Annotated in this window: 16 protein-coding genes; 15 read left to right on the plus strand and 1 reads right to left on the minus strand. The window is 66.2% G+C overall.

Annotation, left to right across the window (positions count from 1 at the left end; translation table 11 throughout):
- Nucleotides 1-36 precede the first annotated feature (36 nt).
- The 15 genes from AC3WLY_RS28680 (at nucleotide 37) to AC3WLY_RS28750 (ending at nucleotide 21,461) form a co-directional block, all read left to right on the plus strand.
- Nucleotides 37-522, plus strand: coding sequence for an aminoacyl-tRNA deacylase (locus AC3WLY_RS28680; protein ID WP_047900737.1), 486 nt, complete (start codon nucleotides 37-39; stop codon nucleotides 520-522).
- 855 nt (nucleotides 523-1,377) lie between these two features.
- On the plus strand, nucleotides 1,378-2,079 hold the full coding sequence (locus AC3WLY_RS28685) for an energy transducer TonB (RefSeq protein WP_347066751.1): 702 nt from the start codon (nucleotides 1,378-1,380) through the stop codon (nucleotides 2,077-2,079).
- An 86-nt stretch (nucleotides 2,080-2,165) separates the two neighbouring features.
- Entirely contained in the window at nucleotides 2,166-3,068 is a 903-nt protein-coding gene (locus tag AC3WLY_RS28690; protein ID WP_492308877.1) for a MotA/TolQ/ExbB proton channel family protein, read from the plus strand.
- A gap of 20 nt (nucleotides 3,069-3,088) precedes the next feature.
- Entirely contained in the window at nucleotides 3,089-3,511 is a 423-nt protein-coding gene (locus tag AC3WLY_RS28695; protein ID WP_175961355.1) for an ExbD/TolR family protein, read from the plus strand.
- 96 nt (nucleotides 3,512-3,607) lie between these two features.
- Entirely contained in the window at nucleotides 3,608-4,039 is a 432-nt protein-coding gene (locus AC3WLY_RS28700; RefSeq protein ID WP_072441201.1) for an ExbD/TolR family protein, read from the plus strand.
- Nucleotides 4,040-4,055: 16 nt separating this feature from the next.
- Nucleotides 4,056-5,246 carry a tetratricopeptide repeat protein gene (locus tag AC3WLY_RS28705; RefSeq protein ID WP_425132280.1) on the plus strand — a complete coding sequence of 397 codons (1,191 nt, stop codon included), beginning with the start codon at nucleotides 4,056-4,058 and terminating at the stop codon, nucleotides 5,244-5,246.
- Nucleotides 5,247-5,555: 309 nt separating this feature from the next.
- Nucleotides 5,556-6,131 (plus strand): helix-turn-helix domain-containing protein, encoded by a 576-nt coding sequence (locus tag AC3WLY_RS28710; protein ID WP_310143060.1) that lies wholly within the window; start codon nucleotides 5,556-5,558, stop codon nucleotides 6,129-6,131.
- A gap of 352 nt (nucleotides 6,132-6,483) precedes the next feature.
- Complete coding sequence (locus AC3WLY_RS28715; RefSeq protein ID WP_310143058.1) at nucleotides 6,484-9,264, plus strand: TonB-dependent receptor domain-containing protein; 2,781 nt, start codon at nucleotides 6,484-6,486, stop codon at nucleotides 9,262-9,264.
- Between the two features lie 237 nt (nucleotides 9,265-9,501).
- Nucleotides 9,502-11,406: an ABC transporter substrate-binding protein gene (locus AC3WLY_RS28720; RefSeq protein WP_310143055.1), complete on the plus strand. Its 1,905-nt coding sequence runs from the start codon at nucleotides 9,502-9,504 to the stop codon at nucleotides 11,404-11,406.
- Nucleotides 11,407-11,418: 12 nt separating this feature from the next.
- Nucleotides 11,419-12,471 (plus strand): microcin C ABC transporter permease YejB, encoded by a 1,053-nt coding sequence (locus tag AC3WLY_RS28725; protein WP_175961361.1) that lies wholly within the window; start codon nucleotides 11,419-11,421, stop codon nucleotides 12,469-12,471.
- Nucleotides 12,425-13,528, plus strand: coding sequence for an ABC transporter permease (locus AC3WLY_RS28730; RefSeq protein WP_492308875.1), 1,104 nt, complete (start codon nucleotides 12,425-12,427; stop codon nucleotides 13,526-13,528). The genes AC3WLY_RS28725 and AC3WLY_RS28730 overlap by 47 nt, the downstream gene beginning before the upstream one ends.
- Entirely contained in the window at nucleotides 13,528-15,162 is a 1,635-nt protein-coding gene (locus AC3WLY_RS28735; RefSeq protein ID WP_492308910.1) for an ABC transporter ATP-binding protein, read from the plus strand. Before AC3WLY_RS28730 ends, AC3WLY_RS28735 begins: the two co-directional genes overlap by 1 nt.
- 112 nt (nucleotides 15,163-15,274) lie before the next feature.
- Nucleotides 15,275-18,448 (plus strand): multidrug efflux RND transporter permease subunit, encoded by a 3,174-nt coding sequence (locus tag AC3WLY_RS28740; RefSeq protein ID WP_492308909.1) that lies wholly within the window; start codon nucleotides 15,275-15,277, stop codon nucleotides 18,446-18,448.
- A 338-nt stretch (nucleotides 18,449-18,786) separates the two neighbouring features.
- Nucleotides 18,787-20,706, plus strand: coding sequence for a bifunctional aminoglycoside phosphotransferase/ATP-binding protein (locus AC3WLY_RS28745; protein ID WP_492308874.1), 1,920 nt, complete (start codon nucleotides 18,787-18,789; stop codon nucleotides 20,704-20,706).
- 380 nt (nucleotides 20,707-21,086) lie between these two features.
- Nucleotides 21,087-21,461, plus strand: coding sequence for a DUF3564 family protein (locus tag AC3WLY_RS28750; RefSeq protein WP_310142401.1), 375 nt, complete (start codon nucleotides 21,087-21,089; stop codon nucleotides 21,459-21,461).
- A gap of 140 nt (nucleotides 21,462-21,601) precedes the next feature.
- Here the strand turns inward: AC3WLY_RS28750 and AC3WLY_RS28755 are convergent, their stop codons facing one another.
- Nucleotides 21,602-21,913 carry a hypothetical protein gene (locus AC3WLY_RS28755; protein ID WP_175961585.1) on the minus strand — a complete coding sequence of 104 codons (312 nt, stop codon included), beginning with the start codon at nucleotides 21,911-21,913 and terminating at the stop codon, nucleotides 21,602-21,604.
- Nucleotides 21,914-21,991 lie beyond the last annotated feature (78 nt).

The raw sequence follows: 21,991 nt of genomic DNA on the forward strand, positions 1-21,991 counted from the left end.
ACTCCGTTCGCCCGATTCGCCCAGACGAGGTGTGCCATGCCTGTATCTGCCACCCTGCAGGATTGCCTGCGCCAGAAGTCATCGCGGTACGAAGTCGTGTACCACCCCTATAGCCATACGAGCATGGAGACGGCCGCCGCCGCGCATATTCCCGGCGATCGCCTCGCGAAAACCGTGCTCCTCGAGGACGACGAGGGCTACGTCGCCGCCGTATTGCCGACGACGCACGCCGTGCGCCTGTCGGATCTCTGGGTGAAGACGGGGCGCCATCTCGTGCTCGCCCGGGAGGTCGAACTGCGCGAACTGTTCAAGGATTGCGACATGGGCGCGCTGCCGCCGGTCTGCATGGCGTACGGGATGAAGACGTTCCTCGAGGAACGCCTCGCGCAGCAGCCGGATGTTTATTTCGAGGCCGGCGACCACGAAGCGCTGATCCACATGACTCAGGACGAATTCCTGATGCTGATGGAGACGGCCGAGCGCGCGCATTTTTCGCACAAGATGCAGGGTATGCAGTCGTGATTGCGCGGCGCGTGCGGTGACGCGCGGGGCTGGTGCGCACGTGTGCGTGCCGAAGTGTGGGCGACGTGTTCGTGCGCCGGGACTTCGCGTGTCATCCTCCACAGTTAATTCGATATCCGAAGTGGTTTAGTGGACTTTCATGTTATGAAGGTCCTTCTTCTGTTTGTATCGGATTACAGATCAATTATGAGGCGGGCCATTCGTGCTCTCGATGTGTCCCGGGAGCGGTGTCGGCGACTAGAGGAGGGTGAGCGGCGGCACTGGACGACCGATGTCGGCATTGGCGACATGAAGGGATAAGCCTTGCACGTCGCTTCAGGGGTGAACCATTTTGGTGCGGCGGGGGGAAATATACGGATATATATGTCGAAATGATTCAACATTCGATTTCGAATATACCCATACAAATCAATTACCGTTTCAATAATAAAAGGTGGATTTCTGCTTACCAGAATATTACTTGAATAAATCCTCCAAACTTTGTATTCGGACATCAAATAAAGTTTGACGGCAAAATTTTTTCCTTGCTATCTTCTGCACCCAAGTGAACGGCGTCATTGACATCACCGCGTAACGAACGGCGCATCGTCATACGGAATGCCGGGTTAAGCCAGCACAGCTGACAATTGCCTGACCGTGCGGGCGCGTGGATTCCCGGTGTGACACCGGGCCGAGCCGGCCGGATCGATTCCTTGAAAAAGAATGAATTGGAATTCGAGTGTGATTCTTTCAATTCGGATTGCAAATTGAATTTGAAATGAAATATTCGGGTTGATACGGTGGCGATGCCGACCTGGCTTCGCCACCGGCAGCAACCCGAAACTGGGCGAATCGCTTGGGGGATGCATGGTGGGCATGAAAGTCGAAGAAGGTTTGACTACTTCGAACAGCGGACTGGCTACGCTGGGGCGTCCGCGAGAGTTCGGCAAGAAGCAGCAGAATCCGGTGCGCCGGTTCGGCGGCATCGGAATCGTCCTGGTACTGCATGCAGTGCTGATCTACGCATTGCTCAACGGCCTCGCGACGAAAGTCGTGCAGGTGATCCAGCATCCGATCGAAACCCGCATCATCGAGCCGGTCAAGCCGCCGCCGCCGCCGCCGATGCCCGTCGTCAAGCTCCCGCCGCCGAAATTCGCGCCGCCGCCACCGCCGTTCGTCCCGCCGCCGGAAGTGCCGGTGCAGGCGCCGCCGCAGGCGACGATCACGCACCAGTCGGCCCCGGTTCCTTCCGCGCCGGCCGTGCAGGCGCCGGTCGTGGCGCCCGCTCCGGCGCCGGCCAAGCCGGTCAGCCATGACGTAGGCGTCGTCTGCCCGAATTCCGACACGCTGCGCGCGTCGATCCAGTACCCGAAGGAAGCGCAGGAAAACAACATCACGGGCGACGTGACGATCGAATTCGTCGTGGATGCGGAAGGGAACATCACGAACGAGCGCGTGGCGCAGTCCGCCGATCCGATCCTCGATCGCGCCGCCTACAACACCGTGAAACGGTTCAAGTGCGTCGCGCAGGGCCAGCCGGTACGGGTCCAGGTGCCGTTCTCGTTCAATCTGAATTGATGCAGTGGGCGGCCCGGCACGCGCCGGGTCGGGGAAAACCGTCTCGAACTGAAGTATTAAGTTCACCGAAAGAACTGGAGTGGGGTATGACGAAGCGTTCACTGGCCGCGCTGGCGGCAAGCATATTGATGTCCGTCGCGGTAGTCGACGGGTTCGTTGCACCGCGGCTCGCTCATGCGCAGGCAAGCGGGGCGGCCGGCACGTCGGCGCAGGCCGCGACGCCGTCGGCCACGCCGGCACCGGCCGCCGCCGAGCCGGCGCCGCCGCCCGCGCCGGCCACGACGGAAGCGGTCGAGAATCCGTACGGCCTGGGCGCGCTATGGAAGAACGGCGACTTCGTCGCGCGTTTCGTGCTGATCCTGCTGGTGATCATGTCGATGGGAAGCTGGTACATCATGATCACCAAGTTCCTGGAACAGTTGCGCGCGAATCGTCGCGCAAAGCTGGCGGACGCCCAGCTCTGGTCCGCGCCGTCGCTGGCGGAGGGCGCCAGGCTGCTCGACGAGGCATCGCCGTTCCGCTTCATCGCCGAAACGGCGATCGAGGCCGGCGAGCATCACGAAGACGCACTGCTGGAAGCAGTGGATCGCAACACGTGGATCGACGTATCGGTCGAGCGCTCGATCACGAACGTGTCGAACCGGATGCAGGACGGGCTCGCTTTTCTGGCCACGGTAGGCTCGACGGCCCCGTTCGTGGGGCTGTTCGGCACGGTCTGGGGGATTTATCACGCGCTGACGGCGATCGGCATCGCGGGCCAGGCGTCGATCGACAAGGTCGCGGGCCCGGTGGGCGAGGCGCTCATCATGACCGCAATCGGCCTTGCCGTCGCGGTGCCGGCGGTGCTCGGCTACAACTTCCTGGTCCGGCGCAACAAGTCCGTGATGGAACGCGTCCGCAACTTCGGCGCGCAACTGCACACGGTGCTGCTGGCCGGCAACCGGCGCCCGGTGCGCGCGTCGGCGCCGGCGGCATCGCTCGCGAACTGATCGGCTGACGGAGACGCGCGATGGCCATGAACGTCGGGCAGGACGATAGCGACGAGGTGATCGCCAACATCAACACGACGCCGCTCGTCGACGTGATGCTGGTGTTGCTGATCATCTTTCTGATCACGATTCCGGTCGTGACGCACACGATCCAGCTTCAGCTTCCGAAAGAGACGGTGCAGCCGCTGCAGACGACGCCGAAAAGCATCGAGATCGCGGTGAACCGCGATGGCGATTTCTTCTGGGGCGAGCAACTGGTGGATGCGTCGACGCTGCTCGCGAAGCTGAAGGGCGTGTCGCAGCAGCAGCCGCAGCCGAGCGTCCACGTGCGGGGCGACCAGAACACGCGCTACGAGTTCATCGGCCGGGTCATCACGATGTGCGAGCGGGCGGGTATCGCGAAGGTGTCATTCATTACGGAGCCGCCGGCGCGCGGCGGCTAGCGTCGCACGGGAATTGCTGCGAAGCATGGGATCAGATGCGAAGCATGGGGCAGGAGTAAGTGCTGAAGCACTAACGCTGATCGACAGGAGTCGACGATGGGAATGAACGTGCCTTCGGGCGGAGGCAATGCGGAACCGGACGTGATGGTCGACATCAACACCACGCCACTGATCGACGTGATGCTGGTGTTGCTGATCATGCTGATCATCACGATCCCGATTCAGATGCATTCGGTGAAGATGGATTTGCCGGTGGGCAATCCGCCGCCGCCGGCGACACCGCCGGAAATCGTGCAGATCGACATCGACTTCGACGGCACGACGACGTGGAACGGCGCACCGGTGCCGGACCGCGCGGCGCTCGAGGCGAAGCTGACCCAGGTGGCGGCGGAACCCGTGCAGGCGGAGATCCATCTGCGGCCCAACAAGCTGGTGCCGTACAAGGACGTGGCGGCCGTGCTGGCATCCGCGCAACGCGTGGGCGCGACCAAGATCGGCCTGATCGGCAACGAGCAGTTCATGCAATGACGGAACGGACGAGCCGATGAACCAGCGACGATGGAAACGGATGATGGCGGTGACCGCGCTCGGCGCGGCATGCATGCTCGGCCGGCCGGCGCTGCCGGCGGACGCGCTGCGGCCGGACGTGGCGAAACCGCTGGCGGCAGCGCAGGAGCTGTACCGGGCGCACAAGTATCGCGAGGCGCTCGGCAAGATCGCCCAGGCCGCCGCCGTGCCCAGCCGGACGCCGTACGAAACGTACATGGTGGAAGAGATGCGCGGTGCGGCGGCGATGGCGGCCGGCGAGTCCGGCACGGCCGCGCAGGCGTATGAGACCGTGCTGAACTCGGGGCGGCTGTCGGGCGAGGACGAGCAGCGGACGACGGCGGCGCTCGCCGGCATCTACTTCCAGCAGAAGAACTACCCGCTGGCGATCCGGACCGCGCAGCGCTACCTGAAGGTCGGCGGGGCGGATCCGGAAATGCGCACGCTGCTCACGCAGTCGTATTACCTGTCGAACGATTGCGCGCCGGTCGTGAGCCAGTTGAAGGCGAGCACGGACGCGCAGGCGAATGGCGGACACGCACCGGATGAAGGGCAGTTGCAGATGCTCGCGACGTGCGCGCAGAAAGTGAAGGACGGCAGCGCATACCGTGGTGCGCTCGGGCTGCTGGTGGCCTACCACCCGAGCCCTGCGTACTGGGACGAAATGGTCACGGCCATTCGCGGCAACCCCGGGTATCTGTCGTCGCTCGACCTCGACATCTACCGGTTGCGCCGGGCGACGGGGTCGCTCGCGACGGCCGACGCGTACATGGAGATGACGCAGCTCGCGCTGGTTGCAGGGTCTCCCGCCGAAGGCAAGCAAGTGATCGACCAGGGGTTCGCGTCCGGCGTACTCGGCAAGGACGCGCAGGCGGACCGCGAGAAGCGGCTGCAGGCGCTCGCCGCCAAGCGCGCGCAACCGGGCGGGGACGCCGCCACGCCGGCGGCGCCGATCGACGCGGGCATGAACCTCGTCTTTGCGGGCCACGCGCAGCAGGGCTTACCGATGATGGAGCAGGCGATCGCGAAGGGCGGGCTCGAGCATCCCGACGCGGCGCGGCTGCGGCTCGGCGAGGCGTACTACGTGGCCGGTCAGAAGGCGCGCGCGGTCCAGGTGCTGCGTACGGTCAAGGGAGCCGACGGTTCCGGCGACCTGGCAAAACTCTGGACGGCGGTGGCGTCCCGGTAACGCAACGGAAGGGGGCGACGGCGCGCAACACGGGCGAGGTCGAAAAGCGGCGGGCCGCCGCGGCAGTACGGCAGCACGAGTGCCTGACGGTCAGGTTAACGAAGAAAAGGGGCAGCCTTGTTAGTTAGTAAACCGAATGAAATATCCGAAGGCCGCTCGACCGTGCGGCGACGGTGCCGCGCTGCGCCGCGCGCCGCCTGCACGCAGCGGCAGCGCGCAGCCGGGTATCGCGCCGGGCCGATCGCGTCATCGCATCGGTCAAGGATCGCCGACATCAAATCGATTTCGACTGCGAGGCTCCGACTTTCCATGGTTTTGCCCCCTGATGAGTCGGTGCTCGTCGCCGTGTCGCTCGGCAACAAGATCCGGGCGCTGCGCCAGCGCCTGAAACTCACGCTCGACGAAACGTCCACGATCGCCGGCATTTCGAAACCGTTCCTGTCGCAGGTCGAGCGCGGGCGGGCAACGCCGTCGATCACGTCGCTGGTCCGGATCGCGAAGGCGCTGGGCGTGACGATGCAGTATTTCATCGACACGCCGACGGAAGCGCGCTCGGTGTGCCGCAGGAACGCGCTGCAGTATTTCCAGTTCGCGAACTCGGCCAGCCAGTTCGCCAGGCTGACGAATCTGGTGGATGGCCGCAAGCTCGAAGCGATTCTCGTCCGGATGCCGGCGGGGCAGTCGCCGTCCGAGATGACGACGCATGCGGGCGAGGAGTTCGTCTATGTGATGCGCGGGCAGGTCGCGCTGACCCTCGAGGATTGCACGCTCACGCTGAACGAGGGCGATACCGCGCATTACGAATCGACGATGCCGCATGCGTGGCGCAACACGGCCGATGAAGAGGCGGTAATCGTCTGGGTCGGCACGCCGAGGTTGTTCTAGCCGGGGGCGGCCGGCGCTGCGCGCCGCGATGAAGGAGAAGTACCCGATCGACAGTGGATGGCATGCGGTACGGCGCGCGAGACATGCTCGTCGCCAGCAGGATTCGCCGTCCATCGAATCGGGAGGTAGCAGGGAAGTGCGCTCAATGTAGGTAATAAGTATGACGAAACAAAATCATAAAAGACGGTGGTGCTGACAGGCACGGGTGCCCCGAGGCCGATCCGTTGGAGTCGTGGCAGTCGGAAGAGTGGCAATCGCGGGTTCCGATACACCGGCGCCCAGGACGCGCAAGGAATTCACAAGGTTCCGGCGCACTGCAGGTGGGGTCTTACTACGAGCGAGAGGGAACAAGATGAAGCAGAGAGTTTTGGCGTTGGCCATCAAGAGGATAGTCTGGGCGGAACTGGCGCTGACGGCCGCACTGGTGCCGCCGGCGTTCGCCCAGAGCCAGCCGGCGCCGGGCGCCGTCGCGATCGCGGATGCGGTCGCGAACGGCGCGCCCGTGACCGTCGCACAGGAAGCGGGCGGCACGCCGGATGCCGCCGCTGCAACGGGTGCCGCGGCGTCCGGTGCGGCACCCGAGGCGACGCCTGCCACACCCGGCTCGAACGGGCAGGGCAAGGTCGCGCAGATCAAGCGATTCGAAGTGACGGGTTCGCTGATCCGGCAGGCCGACAAGACCGGTTTCCAGCAGGTGCAGACGATCACGCCGAAGGAAATCCAGAGCAGCGGCGCGGTGACCGTCGCCGACTTCCTGCGCAATGCGACGGCCAACTCGGCGAACAGTTGGGGCGAAGGGCAGTCGGGCAACTTCGCGGCCGGCGCGGCCGGCATCGCGCTGCGCGGCCTGTCCGAGAAATACACGCTCGTGTTGATCGACGGCCAGCGTGTGGCACCGTATGCGTTCTTCTCGAACAGCGTCGATTCGTTCTTCGACCTCAACACGCTGCCGCTCAACGACATCGAGCGCATCGAAATCGTGAAGACGGGCGCGGTGTCGCAATACGGGTCGGACGCGATCGGCGGCGTCGTCAACATCATCACGAAACACAATTTCCGCGGGCTGCAGCTCGACGGCAGCATCGGCAGCGCAATCAACGCCGGCAACGGCGACGGCACGACGAAGTTCGGCGTGCTCGGCGGCTTCGGCGACCTGAACGCCGACCGCTTCAACGTGACGGCGGCGCTCAGCTACTACAAGTCGAACGGTTTTACCCTTGCTGATCGCGATTCGACCCGCAACCAGGACTTCACGGGCAAGCCGGGCGGCTTTTCGCTGCTCGCGCCGTCCTACTGGAACATGCCCGACGGCAGTGCGCAGGCGCTGAGCGGCTGCCCGTTCGGCGGGGCGGTCCGACCGGCCGCGCCGAACTCGCTGTCGGCCGGCCTGCCGGGCACGATCTGCTCGTACAACACGGCCGAAAGCACGTCGATCCTGCCGATGACCGAACGTCTGAATGCGAAGCTGCATGGCGACTTCAAGATCAACGACACGACGACGGCCTTCGCGGATTTCCTCGAGAGCTACAACACCACCACGACCAACAACGGCCTGTGGAACAACGTGATCGGCAACCCGCAGAATCCGGCGCTGGTGTGGAATCCGCAGACGCAGTTGCTGTCGCCGTTCAACACGGTCGTACCGGTGACCAACCCGTACAACACGACGGGCGCGGCGACGCCGTTGACCTACGCGTTCCCGAACACGGTCGCGCAGAAGACCTGGGCCAACTACTGGCGCGCGTCGGCCGGTATCAAGGGTTCGTTCACGCTACCGTACGGCGACTGGGACTGGGCGACCTCGGTCAGCCATTCGCAGAGCACCGTATCGAACGTGTTCACGAACCAGCTGAACGTGAACGCGTTGAACAACATCTACCAGAACGGCACGCTGAATTTCGCGAATCCGGCGGCGACGCCGAACGCGTTCAACGGCCTGTACCAGGAAGCGAACAACCTCGGCATCTCGAAGCTCGACACGATCGACGCGACGCTGTCGACGCCGAACCTGTTCCACCTGCCGACCGGTGACGTCGGCATCGGCTTCGGCGCGCAGTTCACGCACCAGAGCGAAACGCTGACACCGGGCTCCGAATACCTGAGCGGCGCGGTGATCTCGCCCGATCTGCAGACAGTGAACGGCGCGCGCAACGTCGCGGCCGTCTATTACCAGATCAACGTGCCGATCCTGGAGAACCTGACGTTCAGCCAGGCAGGTCGCTACGACCACTACACGGACGTGGGCGGTGCGTTCTCGCCGCGCTTCGCGCTGCGCTACCAGCCGATCAAGGCGCTCACGCTGTATACGTCGTACAACCGCGGCTTCCGCGCGCCGACCTTCGTCGAGGACAGCAAGTCGCAGACGCTCGGCATCCAGGTCGACCCGGCCACCGGCCAGAACTACACGTCGATCACGGTCGGCAACCCGAATCTCGCGCCGGAGCGTACGCGCAACTTCAACATCGGCTTCCAGGTTTCGCCGAGCCGCTACACGGATATCGGCTTCGACTGGTACAAGATCCGCATCGACAACGTGATCGGCCAGGGCAAGCCGTCGCAGGTCGTGACCGATCCGACGACGGGCCAGTTGCTGTACAAGGTGATTCCGTACCAGAACCTCGGCTACCTCGACACGAACGGCTTCGAAGGCACGTTCCGCCAGGGGCTGCCGCTCAAGGGCTGGGGCATGCTCACGCTGTCGGGCGACTGGGCGTACATCAACAGCTACAAGATCGGCTTCCCGGGCGGCGCACCGATAAACGGCGCGGGCAACAACTTCACGATCACGCAGCCGTTCGGCGGCAGCTTTCCGCGCTGGCGCGGCAACACGACGCTGGACTGGAACTATCGCAAGTTCGATGCGGCGCTGACGTGGCAGTTCACGGGCCCATACGCGCAGAACCTGCTGCCGGAGCCGCCGAAGGTCGGTTCGTACAGCCAGTTCAACCTGATGCTGACGTACACGGGCTTCAAGAACTGGACGATCTACGGTGGCATCGACAACATCTTCAACCGCACGCCGCCGTACGATCCGATCTTCGCGAACGGCACGCTGAGCCAGAGCGGGTACGACACGTCGGTGTATTCGTACATCGGCCGCTTCGCGCAGATCGGCGCGACGTACAAGTTCTGACGGCGATCGCGATGTACTGACAGGCTTTAGACCGGCCGCTCCACGTCCCCCCCCTTTCTTTGGAGCGGCCTTTTTTCGCCTGGCGCCACGACGGTCTGCGAACGGGGCCGCGACGGCGCAGCTTGTCGGATCGTTTGCAGCACGAATTACCAGCGGGACGCGGGCGGCATGCCGTGTCCGGCACAGGCATCGACCGCGCGCAGGCATCGCGCCCGCACGCTTCCGGACAGACTGACCATGACACTGTTGAAATGGCGAGGGGCACATGTGCCGCGCCATGCATACCTGATGGGCAACGGCACGCGCGCCGTGCTGCTCGCATGTGCTGTGCTGCTCGCGTCGGCCGGCGCCATGCCGCGGGCCGCGTTCGCGGTGTCGGCGATTTCGCAATACGACCAGCCGAAATATCCGCCGGACTTCACGCATTTCGATTACGCGGATGCGGATGCGCCGGACACCGGCACGCTGAATTTCGAAAACTACGACGAAGCGCAAAGCTACGATTCGCTGAATCCGTTCCTCGTGCGCGGCTCGCCCGCGCCGGACATCAAGAACCTGATGTTCGACACGCTGATGCAGCGCAGCTGGGACGAACTCGCGTCCGAATACGCGCTGATCGCCGACGATGTCGAGGTCGCACCGGACCGGCTGTCCGCGACGTTCCACATCAACCCGGCCGCGCGCTTCTCGAACGGCGACGCGATCACCGCGGCAGACGTCAAGTATTCGTTCGACACGCTGACGAGCCCGCAGGCGTCGCCGATCTACAACGCGCAGTTCTCGATCATCAAGCGTGCGGTCGTGGTCGACAGTCATGCGATCCGCTTCGAATTCAAGCACGCGGAGCGCGACGCGGCGCTGATCGCGGGCGACCTGCCGGTGTTCTCGCCGAAATGGGGGCAACGCGCGGACGGCACGCGGCCGCCGTTCGACCAGCTCGCGACCGTGCCGCCCATCGCGAGCGGTCCGTACCTGATCGAGCAGCGCAAGAACGACAAGCAGATCCGCTACGTGCGCAACCCGCACTACTGGGCCGCGAACCTTCCGTCGCGGCGCGGGATGTTTCGTTTCGCCCACGTGTCGTTCAAGCTGTACCTGGACCAGTACACGTCGCTCGAGGCGTTCAAGGCCGGCGATGTCGACGCGCGGATGGAATACAGCTCGACGCAGTGGGCTCGCAAGTACGTCGGCAAGAATTTCCGCAACGGCATGCTGAAGAAGGGGGAATTCCCGGACGGCCCCGCGCAGATGCAGGGTTTCCTGATGAACATGCGCAAGCCGATGTTCCAGGACGTGCGTGTACGGCATGCGCTCGCGCTGGCGTTCGACTTCGACTGGATGAGCCGGATGATGTTCTACGGGCAGTATCGCCGCACCAGCAGCTTCTGGGAGGCGAGCCCGTTCGCGGCGTCCGGCGTGCCGAGCGCCAAGGAGCTCGCGCTGCTCGAACCCTTCCGGTCGACGCTGCCGCCGGCGGTGTTCGGGCCGATGGTCGGCCAGCCGTCGACGCTGCCGCCCGGCTCTCTGCGCGCGAACCTGAAGGAAGCGCGCGACCTGCTCGCGCAGGCCGGCTGGCGCTACCGCGACGGCGCGCTGCGCGACGCGAACGGCACGCCGATGACGATCGAGATCATCGACGACCAGCCCGGCATGGACCGCCTGATCCTGCCGTACACGCAGGCGCTCGCGACGCTCGGCATCCACGCGTATCTGCACGAGATCGACAGCGCGCTCTACCAGAAGCGGCTCGACAATTTCGAGTACGACATGACGACGTACATCTACTTGCCCGTGACGATCCCGGGCGCGGAGCTGACGCGCCGTTTCGGCAGCGCGGCCGCGTCGCAGCCGGGCTCGGAGAACTATCCGGGCGTGAAGTCGAAGGCCGTCGATGCGCTGATTCGGGCGGCGCTCGCGGCCGACACGCTCGACGATCTCGAAACGGCCACGCACGCGCTCGACCGCGTGCTGATCAACCTGTACGCGCTGATCCCGCAGTACTACCTGCCGAACGCGCGGATCGCGTACAAGGCGACGCTCGGCCACCCGGCGATCGTGCCGGACTCCTATCAGTACGAGGACTGGATCATCGACTACTGGTACGTGAAGAAGCCGGCGGCACGACCCGCTCCGGCGGCCTGACGGGGAGCGACGATGCTGACATACATATTCAGGCGGCTGCTGCTGATGATCCCGACGCTGATCGGGGTGGTGACGATCACGTTCGCGGTCACGCAGTTCGTGCCGGGCGGCCCGGTGGAGCAGGTGCTCGCGCAGCTGCGCCACGGCAGCGCGCACGGGGGCGAGGCGGGCGGAGGCGGGGGCGGCTACCACGGCAGCCAGGGCGTCGATCCGCAGCAGATCGAGCAGATCCGCAAGCAGTTCGGCTTCGACAAGCCGCCGCTCGAGCGCTATCTGCTGATGTTGAAAAGCTATGCGACCTTCGACCTCGGCCAGTCCTACTTCGCGCACCGCAGCGTGTGGGCGGTGATCCGGTCGAAGCTGCCGGTGTCGATCACGCTCGGGCTGTGGACGGTGATCCTCACCTATCTCGTGTCGGTACCGCTCGGCATCGCGAAGGCGGTGCGCAACGGCTCGCGGTTCGACACCGTGACGAGCGTGCTGGTGCTGACCGGCTATGCGGTGCCGGGTTTCGTGCTCGGCGTGCTGCTGCTGATGCTGTTCGGCGGCGGCACGTTCTGGCAGGTGTTTCCGATGCGCGGGCTCACGTCGGACAACTTCGACGACCTGACGCTGATCGGCAGGACGCTCGACTATCTGTGGCACATCGCGATGCCGGTGACCGCGGCGGTGATCGGCAATTTCGCGATCGTCACGATCCTGACGAAGAACACGTTCCTCGAGGAAATCGGCCGGCAGTACGTGCTGACCGCGCGCGCGAAGGGAGCGCCGGAGCGCGACGTGCTGTGGAAGCACGTGCTGCGCAATGCGGCAATTCCGCTGCTCACCGGGCTGCCGGCGGCATTCGTCGGCGCGTTCCTGAACGGCAACCTGCTGATCGAGACGCTGTTCTCGCTCGACGGGATGGGGCAACTGTCGTACGACTCGGTGATCCGCCGCGACTATCCGGTCGTGCTCGGCTCGCTGTTCCTGTTCACCCTGATCGGTCTGCTGACCAAGCTCATCGCGGATATCTGCTATGTCGTCGTCGACCCCCGTATCCAGTTCAGCCGCCTGGACCACTGATCCCGCGTGCGCGCCGTCGCCGTCGCCGTGGCGGCGCACGTGGCAGCGCTTTCGCGCGCAGCCGCTCGGCTATGCAAGCCTCGTGATCTTCATGGCGCTGTTCGTGCTCAGCCTGTGTGCCGACGGCCTGTCGAACGACCGGCCGCTGCTCGTGCGCTACGACGGGCACTATTACTTTCCGATCGTGAAGGACTATCCGGAGACCGCGTTCGGCGGCGACTTTCCCGCGAAGACGAACTATCTCGATCCCTACATGCGCGCGAAGCTCGAGTCGCACGGCAATTTCGCGGTCTATCCGCCGAACCGCTATCGCTACGACACGATCGACTACTTCGCATCGCAGCCGTATCCGGCGCCGCCGTCGGCGAGCAACTGGCTCGGCACCGACCAGTTCGGGCGCGACGTGCTCGCGCGGCTGCTGTACGGGTTCCGGCTGTCGGTGCTGATGGCGTTCGCGCTGACCGTGTCGGGGGTGCTGGTCGGCGTGCTGACGGGCGCGCTGCAGGGCTTCTACGGCGGCCGCACCGACCTGGTCGGGCAGCGCCTGATCGAGATCTGGAGCGCGTTGCCGGACCTGTACCTGCTGATCATCTTCGCGTCGATCTTCACGCCGTCGCTGTGGCTGCTGTTCGTCCTGCTGTCGATGTTCGGCTGGCTCGTGCTGTCCGATTACGTGCGCGCGGAGTTCCTGCGCAACCGCGCGCTCGACTACGTGAAGGCCGCGCGCACGATGGGGCTATCGAACTGGCAGATCATGTGGCGGCACGTGCTGCCGAACAGCCTGACGCCGGTGATCACGTTCCTGCCGTTCCGGATGAGCGCGGCGATCCTGTCGCTGACGAGCCTCGACTTCCTCGGCCTCGGCGTGCAGCCGCCGACGCCGAGCCTCGGCGAGCTGCTGCAGGAAGGCAAGAACTACCTCGACGCGTGGTGGATCTCGATCTCCGCGTTCGCGGCGCTGGTCGTCACGCTGCTGCTGCTCACGTTCATGGGCGACGCACTGCGCAACGCGCTCGATACGCGCTCGCGCGGCTCGGCGTTCGGCGGGGGGCGATGATGGCGAACGCGTTGCTGCAGATCGACGGGTTTTCGGCACGCTTCGGCGCGAAGGCGGCCGTACAGGACCTGAGCCTGTCGATCGGGCGCGGCGAGCGCGTGGCGCTCGTCGGCGAATCCGGGTCGGGCAAGAGCGTGACGGCGCTGTCGATACTGCGCCTCGCGCAGCACGCAACGCTGTCGGGACGGATGCTGTTCGACGGCGAGGACCTGCTCGCGAAGTCCGAACAGCAGATGCGCGGGATTCGCGGCGCCGACATCGCGATGGTGTTCCAGGAACCGATGACCGCGCTGAATCCGCTGTATACGATCGGCAAGCAGATCGCCGAGAGCCTGCGGCTGCACGAGGGGCTGCGGCCGGGCGACGCGCGCGAGCGGGGGATCGCGCTGCTGCGGCGCACCGGTATCCCGGAGCCGGAGCGGCGTATCGACAGCTTTCCGCATCAGTTGTCGGGCGGGCAGCGGCAGCGCGCGATGATCGCGATGGCGCTGGCGTGCCGGCCGCGGCTGTTGCTGGCGGACGAGCCGACGACGGCGCTCGACGTGACGGTGCGCCAGCAGATCGTCGATCTGCTGATCGAATTGCAGGAGCAGGAGGCGGCCGCGCGCGGGATGGCCGTGCTGCTGATCACGCATGACCTGAATCTCGTGCGGCGCTTTGCACAGCGCGTGGCCGTGATGGAGCAGGGCGTGCTCGTGGAGACGAACACGACCGACGCGCTGTTCGCCGCGCCGCAGCACGTCTATACGCGCCGGCTGCTCGACAGCGCGCCGCAGCGGAACGTCGAGCCGGTCGCGGCTGGCGCACCGACGATCCTCGACGTGCAGGACCTCGCCGTCGACTACCGCATCGCGGCGAAGGGCTGGCGCGCGGTGCTCGGCAAGACGACGTTCCGGGCGGTGCACGACGTGAAGCTGAACCTGAGGCGCGGCGAAACGCTCGGGATCGTCGGCGAGTCGGGCTCGGGGAAATCGACGCTTGCGGCGACGGTGCTCGGCCTGCAGCGGCCGGCGGCCGGCTCGATCGAGATCGACGGCATGCCGCTGGACGCGCTGCGGACGACGGGGGGCAGGCGCGCGCTGTACGGCAGGATGCAGGTCGTGTTCCAGGACCCGTTCGGCTCGCTGTCGCCGCGGATGACGGTCGAGCAGATCGTCGGCGAGGGGCTCGCCGTGCACCGGCCGCAGGTGGCCGGGGACGCACGCCGCGCACGAATCGCCGTGCTGCTTCAGGAGGTCGGCCTGGCGGCCGAGTCGATGCTGCGTTATCCGCACGAATTCTCCGGCGGCCAGCGGCAGCGGATCGCGATCGCACGTGCGCTGGCGGTGGAGCCCGAATTGCTGGTGCTGGACGAACCGACGAGCGCGCTCGACGTGTCGATCCAGAAGCAGGTGCTGAATCTGCTGACGAATCTGCAAAAGAAGTACAAATTGAGCTACCTGTTTATCACGCACGATCTCGCGGTGATGCGTGCGATGGCCCATCGGATCGTCGTGATGAAGGCGGGGCGCGTGGTCGAGGAGGGCGATACGCTCGACGTGCTGCATGCGCCGTCCCATCCGTATACACGCGCGCTGCTTGCGTCGTCGATGCTGGCTCCGGTGCGCGGCCCCCAAGAGAGAACCGATGATTGACGTGAACCGGGCGAAGCGCGCCCAGGCCACCCACGCGCCGTGTGGTGGTGCCGACGGTGATACCGTCCCGCGGTCTCGCGCCGGAACGCCGGCGGTTCGCTGACGCATGCCGATGCCATCGTTCTTCATCGATCGTCCCGTCTTTGCGTGGATCGTTGCGCTTGCAATCGTCGTCGCGGGCGTGCTCGCGATTCCGCAGCTTCCGATCGCGCAATATCCGCGCCTTGCGCCGCCGCGGGTCGTGATCACGGCCGCGTATCCGGGCGCGTCGACCGAGACGGTCGACGGCGACGTCGGCAGCATCATCGAGGAAAGCCTCGACGGCGCCGACGGGCTGCTGTACTACGAGACGAGCAGCGACGGTCACGGCAACCTCGAGATCGACGTGACGTTTTCGCCCGGCACCGATCCGGACATCGCGCTCGTCGACGTGAACAACCGGCTGAAGCAGGTCGAGTCACGGTTGCCGCAGCAGGTCGTCCAGCAAGGGATCGGCGTATTCAAGGCGGCGAACACGTTCCTGATGCTCGTCACGCTGACGTCGACCGACGGCACGCGCGATTCCGCGCAGCTCGGCGATTACCTGAACCGCTACGTGCTGCGCGAACTGAAGCGTGCGCCGGGCGTCGGCGCGGCCGAACTGTGGGACGCCGACGAGGCGCTGCGGGTCTGGCTCGATCCGCACAAGCTGCGCGAATACGGTGTCGGCGCCGACGACGTGATCGCGGCGATCGGCACGCAGAACGCGACGGTGACGGCCGGCGCGATCGGCGATGCGCCGTTCCCGGGCGGCCAGCAGCTCACCGCGTCGATCGTCGTCAAGGGGCAGCTCGCGTCGCCGGACGAGTTCGGCCGGATCGTGCTGAAGTCGAAGACGGACGGTTCGGCGGTGCGCGTCGCCGACGTCGCGCGCGTCGAACTCGGCCGCGACGACTACTCGTTCTATTCGCGGCTGAACGGCCGGCCGGCGGCCACGGTCGGCATCCAGCTCGGCCCGCGCGGCAACGCGCTCGAAACGTCGAACGCGATCCGTGCGCGGCTCGCCGAGTTGTCGAGGGTGTTGCCGCCGGGCGTGGCGATCGAGATTCCGTTCGACGGTGCGCATTTCGTGACGATCGCGATCCGGGAGGTCGTGCTGACGCTCGTCGAGGCGGTCGTGCTGGTGTTCTGCGTGATGTGGCTGTTCCTGCGCGACCTGCGTTACACGCTGGTGCCGACCGTCGTGATTCCCGTCACGCTGATGGGCGCGTTCGTCGCGATGTGGGCGTTCGGACTGTCGATCAACGTGTTCACGATGTTCGGTCTCGTGCTGGCGATCGGCATCCTCGTCGACGACGCGATCGTCGTCGTCGAGAGCGTGCACCGGGTGATGGAGGAGGGCGTGTCGCCGCGCGACGCCACGCGCCGCGCAATGAAGCGGATCGGCGGTGCGATCGTCGGCGTGACCGCGGTGCTGACCGCCGTATTCGTGCCGATGGCGTTTTTTCCGGGCACCGTCGGCGGCATCTACCGGCAGTTCGCGGTCGCGATGATCGCATCGATGCTGGTGTCGTCGTTCGTGGCGCTGTCGCTCACGCCCGCGCTGTGCGCGAACCTGCTGAAGCCGGTCGCGCGACGCGATGGCGGAACCGGCCGCGCGCGGCGACGCGGCATCGGCGCGCGTCTGGCCGACCGGTTCGGTGCGGCCTTCGCACGCGTCGAAAAGGGTTATCGCCGCATCGCCGTGTTCGCCGTGCGCCGCACCGGCATGGTCGTGGCAGTGTACGCGGCGCTCGTGATCGCATGCGGGCTGCTGTACTGGATGATGCCGGGCGGCTTTCTGCCGACCGAGGACCAGGGGCAACTGCAGGTGATGATCCAGTTGCCGGCGGGCGCCACGCAGGCGCGCACGCTCGCGGTCGTCGAGCGTGTCGAGGCGATCCTGCGCGCGGAGCCGGCGATCGCGAACGTGACGAGCGTGATCGGCTGGAGTTTCGCGGGCAGCGGACAGAACGTCGGGATGGCGTTCGTGGAGCTGAAGGACTGGGCGCAGCGCGACGTCGATGCGATGGCGTTGCGCGACCGGCTCAACGGGCGTTTCGGCACGATCCTCGACGGCGACGTCGAGGCGTCGCTGCCGCCGTCGGTGCGCGGCATCGGGCATTCCGACGGATTCACGTTCCGGCTCGAGGATCGTGGGGGCGTCGGGCTCGACGCGTTGAAGGCGGCTCGCGAGCAGCTGTCCGAACGCGCGAAGGCGGATCCATTGCTCGCCGCCGTGCATTTCGAAGACATGCCGGACGCGCCGCGTATCGAACTCGATGTCGATCGCGCGAAGGCGTATGCGCTCGGCGTACCGTTCGAGCGGATCGCTGGCCTCCTGGGCGGCACGTTCGGCTCGAACTACATCAACGATTTTCCGGCGTCGGGCCGGATGCGGCGGGTGATCGTCGAGGCCGAGCCGGTCGCACGCGCGACCGATGCGCAACTGATGGCGCTGACGGTGCCGAACCGCACCGGGGACATGGTTCCGCTATCGGCCATCGCCGCGCCGCACTGGACGATCGGGCCGGCGATGCTGAATCGCTACAACGGCTATCCGTCGCTCGACATCAGCGGCCGGGCGGCGACCGGCACGAGTTCGGGCGCGGCGATGGCGGAGATGGAGCGGCTCGCCGGCGCGCTGCCGGCCGGGATCGGCTTCGACTGGGTCGATGCGGCGCGCGAGGAGCAGGTTGCCGCGCGGCAAACGCCGCTGCTCGTCGGGCTGTCCGTGCTGGCGGTTTTCATGGCGCTTGCCGCGTTGTACGAGAGCTGGTCGATTCCGCTGTCCGTGCTGACGATCGTGCCGCTCGGCATGATCGGCGCGATTGCAGCGGCGCTCGCGCGCGGCATGCCGAACGACGTGTACTTCAAGGTCGGGATGATCACCGTGGTCGGGCTGGCGGCGAAGAACGCGATCCTGATCGTGCAGTACGCGCGCGATCTCGCCGGGCGCGGCGTGCCGCTGCGACAGGCGGTGATCGACGCGGCCGCGGCGCGATTCCGGCCGATCGTGATGACGTCGATGGCGTTTTTGCTCGGGGTCGTGCCGCTCGTGCTGGCGACGGGCGCCGGTGCGGAAAGCCGGCGTTCGATCGGCACGGGCGCGTTCGGAGGCGTGCTTGCGGCGACGATGTTCGGGCTCGTGTTCGCGCCGGTGGCGTTTCGCGTGGTGGTGTCTGTCGGCCGGCGTGGACGGCACGCTGCGATGACGAGGCGCGACGCGCGGCGGGCGAAAACGGTTGGGGATCTGGAGGTGGATTGAGGGTCGCGGCGGGTTGTTGGCGGCGGGATCGGGGGTTTTCGGATGTGAATATCATATTTGACATAATCATAATTAGCGCACAAAAAATTGTAAGAGCAAAGTTGTAATGTCGCATCTGAGCAAAGTTGAAATGTCGCGTTTGGACCTCGGTAAGCTTGCCGGCTCCCCGTCAGATCATGGAGCCGACCATGCAGCCAGCCGGATCGGTTGACGCATCTCAATCGCCGTGTCAGGAACGCGGATATCGTGGTGCGGGCGCTCGCGAATTGCGGCAGCGCGATTCGGCGCGTCCGTGGACGTCGACAGCGGATCCATTCAATCTGAACAGGGGCTTTTCCATGCAACGCCGCACACGGGATTCGGATCGAGCCGCTCGTCGACGCGCGGCGGGCGTCGATCGGGACAATGGCCGGTTCTATCTGGTGGGCGGCGGCATCGCATCGCTGGCGCCAGCCGCATCCGGCAGCCGGACGTTCGCCATGCGCGATTCATTGTCGAATCCCAGGGCAATCATGTCGCTTGCCGTGCTCCCCCGGCGTTTGGGCCCGGTGCGAAAGCAGAACCGGTTGCGGGCCGCCCGCCGCCACGCGCGGCGGCTCGACACGGCGCTGCGGCGCGCGTCCTCCTACCCGCACCCCGCCGGCCGGATCGAACGAATCGAGACGCATCTCTCGGTGGTCTACCTGGCCGGGCGTTTCGCCTACAAGCGGCTCAAGCCGCTCGACCTGGGCTTTGCCGACTTCAGACCCCTCGCCGCCCGGCGCCGCAGTTGCGCCGCCGAACTGCTCCTGAACCGGCCGCTGGCGCGCGAGCTTTATCTGGCCGTCATGCCGCTCGAGCGCACGCGGCGCGGCTGCCGGTTTGCCGGCTGCGATACGCGTTCGGCGGCGGCCATCGACTATCTGGTGAAGATGCGCCGTTTCGACCAGGCCGCGCTGTTTTCCCGCCTGCTGGCGGCGGGGGCGCTTACGAACGCGGATATCGACCGCGTCGCGGCCCGGGTCGCGAGCTTTCATGCGCACGCGAGCAAGGACGTGCCGTCCACCGCGTTCGGCAGCGCGGCCTTGCTGCACGCGCAACTCGATGCCGTACTCGCCTCGCTCGCGGTCGGGCCCATGGCCGTGCAGGCCACGCTGCGGGACAGCTACCGACGCAGCTGCGCGGCACTGTCCCGTCATCTCGACGCGCGCCGGGCGGACGGCTTCGTGCGCGCCTGCCATGGCGACCTGCACCTCGGCAATCTGGTCCGCCGGGGCACCGACGTGTTGATGTTCGACTGCATCGAATTCAGCGACGCACTTCGCTGGATCGACGTCGTCAACGACCTGGCATTCCTCGCGATGGATCTGTGTGCACACGGCCGCGCCGACCTCGCCTATCGCCTGCTCAATCGCTGGCTGGAGGCGACCGGCGATTTCGCCGGCCTCGCGGCGCTGCCGCTGTACGTCGGCTATCGCGCGCTGGTGCGCGCGCAGGTGGCCGTGCTGCGCGCCGGTTCGGGCGGCCCGCGATTCACATCGGCGCAAAGCGACGACCTGCGCGCGGCCGGACGTTACATTGCGCTCGCCGCGCGCGTCGCAGACAGGCCGCCGCCGTATCTGTTGCTATGCCACGGCGCGTCCGGCTCCGGCAAATCCGTCGCAAGCCGCGCGCTCGCCGATCTGATCGGCGCGGTTCGCGTGTCGAGCGACAGCGAGCGCAAACGCACGCATCCGCTCGCCCCCGTCGGGCACGGCGCATTGTCCGACAGCGCCTATGCGGCGGACGCGATCGATGCCCAATACGATCGGCTGCGCGAGATCGCGGAGACCACGCTGCGGGCCGGCTACCCGACGATCGTCGACGCCACCTTCCTGGCCCACGCCCGCCGTGCGCGCTTCGTCGCGCTGGCCGGGGCGCTTGGCGTACCCGTGTTCATCCTCGATTTCCGCGCCGGCCGGTCCTGCATGGCCGAACGCGTCAAGCGGCGCTGGCTGGCCGGAAACGACGTGTCCGATGCCGGGCCCGCGGTGCTGGACGCGCAGTGGCGCGACGCCGAGCCATTGACGCCGGACGAAGCGGCGATCTCGCTTCCCTTCGACACGGAGGTGCCGATCGATCGGTTCCGGTGGGCGGGATACTGGCGGCCGCTGCTGGCCGCGTTGCGCGCGGAACGGGGGCGCGCCGCCGCAGACGCGACGAAGCATCCGCGCGTCGGTTCGTTTCCCGGGACGGCGCCGGCGAGACGATTGCCGAGATCGCTTGGGCCCTATGCGTGAGCACAAAGACCGTTGGCATACCCCTACGGCCGTTCTCCAAACTCCGGCTGACTTTCGATCCCTGCCGATTCCAGTCCGGCCGCGGGTCGGCTCGACAGGAACCGGTCGGCGAGCGCGTGCCGGCGTTTGACCTGCATCAATCGCCGGCTTGGGGCAACGCATAAACTGAGTCGGACTACTTGCCGGACACCGCGCGATGACTACCGCTCCAATGACACGCTGAGACCGGGCGGCCGCGCGCACCGGGGCGATGCCGCTGCCCGCCAAGCACGGCGGCCCGCTGTGCTCCGAGCATGCGCTGATTCGCCGGGTCATGAGCCAGTAAAAGCCGCGACCGCCGGTGACGGCGACCGCCCTCCTTCGTCGATTCGGAGCCCATCGTGCGGATCACGCTGCATCTCGATACTTTCGCCTGCGACAACCCGTCGGCCTATGCCATTCTCTGGATCGACACGGCCATGCGTCGCTGGTCGCGCGAAGGTCATGCAGGGATGGACCTGCCCGTGTGGGGGACGCTCGTCCGCGAAGACGGCGCCACCGTAATGACGGGCCCCGACAACGCGGGCGCCTTGTGCTGGCTCGACGATTTCGATCTCGACGCACCGTCCGGGCCGTTCGAAGGCCAGGCCGGCGTCGCGCGCTGGTTGCGCGATGCCCGGCAGGCGCCAGTGCCTGGCGCATGGCGGGTGCAGTGTGTCGACGATACGGCGGAGATGCCGGAGCACGAGGTCTTCACGGGCGACGAAGAAAGCTAGCCGGACCAGGGCTGCCGACCGCACCGTCTCCCTTGCTGCGGCGGACCGGCACACGCGTCGCGAACCGCCGGGAACTGCTGTGAACCGCGGCGGGTCGGCGCAGCGGGCCATGGCGAATCGCGCCCGACGGGCAGGACGTGTCAGTGCGGGTTCTCATGGGTTCCTGTGGCCGCGGTCGTGGCGAGTTGCCGCTCGGCAAGGTCGAATGCCCGCTCCAGCGCGTCCATGGGGTCCACGCCCGTCATATGCGGAACGGGACGGAATTCCCCCTTGCGCGTGATCAGATCGAGTCGCACGTCATACCTCGGCTGGCGAGTCGACGCACCCATGGCCTCGATCGCGAGATGGCAGCCGGCCAGTTGCGTACCGAACGGCTCGAGACGCATCAGTTGGATGCTCGCTTCCGCCTCCAGCTGAGTCGACCCGGCGAAGCCGAAGTAGGCGATTTGCATCCAGATTCCCATGTTCCGCTCCTGTTGATTGCGCCGATTGATGGCCAGAGCCGGTTCATCAGTGTGGTGCGCTCGCAA

Source organism: Burkholderia sp. FW306-1C-G01B, assembly GCF_058781685.1.

What these genes read in the sequence shown, in the direction of transcription:
- AC3WLY_RS28680 (WP_047900737.1), top strand. Translation starts at nt 37, where the DNA reads ATGCCTGTATCTGCCACCCTGCAGGATTGCCTGCGCCAGAAGTCATCG.
- AC3WLY_RS28685 (WP_347066751.1), top strand. Translation starts at nt 1,378, where the DNA reads ATGAAAGTCGAAGAAGGTTTGACTACTTCGAACAGCGGACTGGCTACG.
- AC3WLY_RS28690 (WP_492308877.1), top strand. Translation starts at nt 2,166, where the DNA reads ATGACGAAGCGTTCACTGGCCGCGCTGGCGGCAAGCATATTGATGTCC.
- AC3WLY_RS28695 (WP_175961355.1), top strand. Translation starts at nt 3,089, where the DNA reads ATGGCCATGAACGTCGGGCAGGACGATAGCGACGAGGTGATCGCCAAC.
- AC3WLY_RS28700 (WP_072441201.1), top strand. Translation starts at nt 3,608, where the DNA reads ATGGGAATGAACGTGCCTTCGGGCGGAGGCAATGCGGAACCGGACGTG.
- AC3WLY_RS28705 (WP_425132280.1), top strand. Translation starts at nt 4,056, where the DNA reads ATGAACCAGCGACGATGGAAACGGATGATGGCGGTGACCGCGCTCGGC.
- AC3WLY_RS28710 (WP_310143060.1), top strand. Translation starts at nt 5,556, where the DNA reads ATGGTTTTGCCCCCTGATGAGTCGGTGCTCGTCGCCGTGTCGCTCGGC.
- AC3WLY_RS28715 (WP_310143058.1), top strand. Translation starts at nt 6,484, where the DNA reads ATGAAGCAGAGAGTTTTGGCGTTGGCCATCAAGAGGATAGTCTGGGCG.
- AC3WLY_RS28720 (WP_310143055.1), top strand. Translation starts at nt 9,502, where the DNA reads ATGACACTGTTGAAATGGCGAGGGGCACATGTGCCGCGCCATGCATAC.
- AC3WLY_RS28725 (WP_175961361.1), top strand. Translation starts at nt 11,419, where the DNA reads ATGCTGACATACATATTCAGGCGGCTGCTGCTGATGATCCCGACGCTG.
- AC3WLY_RS28730 (WP_492308875.1), top strand. Translation starts at nt 12,425, where the DNA reads ATGTCGTCGTCGACCCCCGTATCCAGTTCAGCCGCCTGGACCACTGAT.
- AC3WLY_RS28735 (WP_492308910.1), top strand. Translation starts at nt 13,528, where the DNA reads ATGGCGAACGCGTTGCTGCAGATCGACGGGTTTTCGGCACGCTTCGGC.
- AC3WLY_RS28740 (WP_492308909.1), top strand. Translation starts at nt 15,275, where the DNA reads ATGCCATCGTTCTTCATCGATCGTCCCGTCTTTGCGTGGATCGTTGCG.
- AC3WLY_RS28745 (WP_492308874.1), top strand. Translation starts at nt 18,787, where the DNA reads ATGCAACGCCGCACACGGGATTCGGATCGAGCCGCTCGTCGACGCGCG.
- AC3WLY_RS28755 (WP_175961585.1), bottom strand. Translation starts at nt 21,913, where the DNA reads ATGCAAATCGCCTACTTCGGCTTCGCCGGGTCGACTCAGCTGGAGGCG.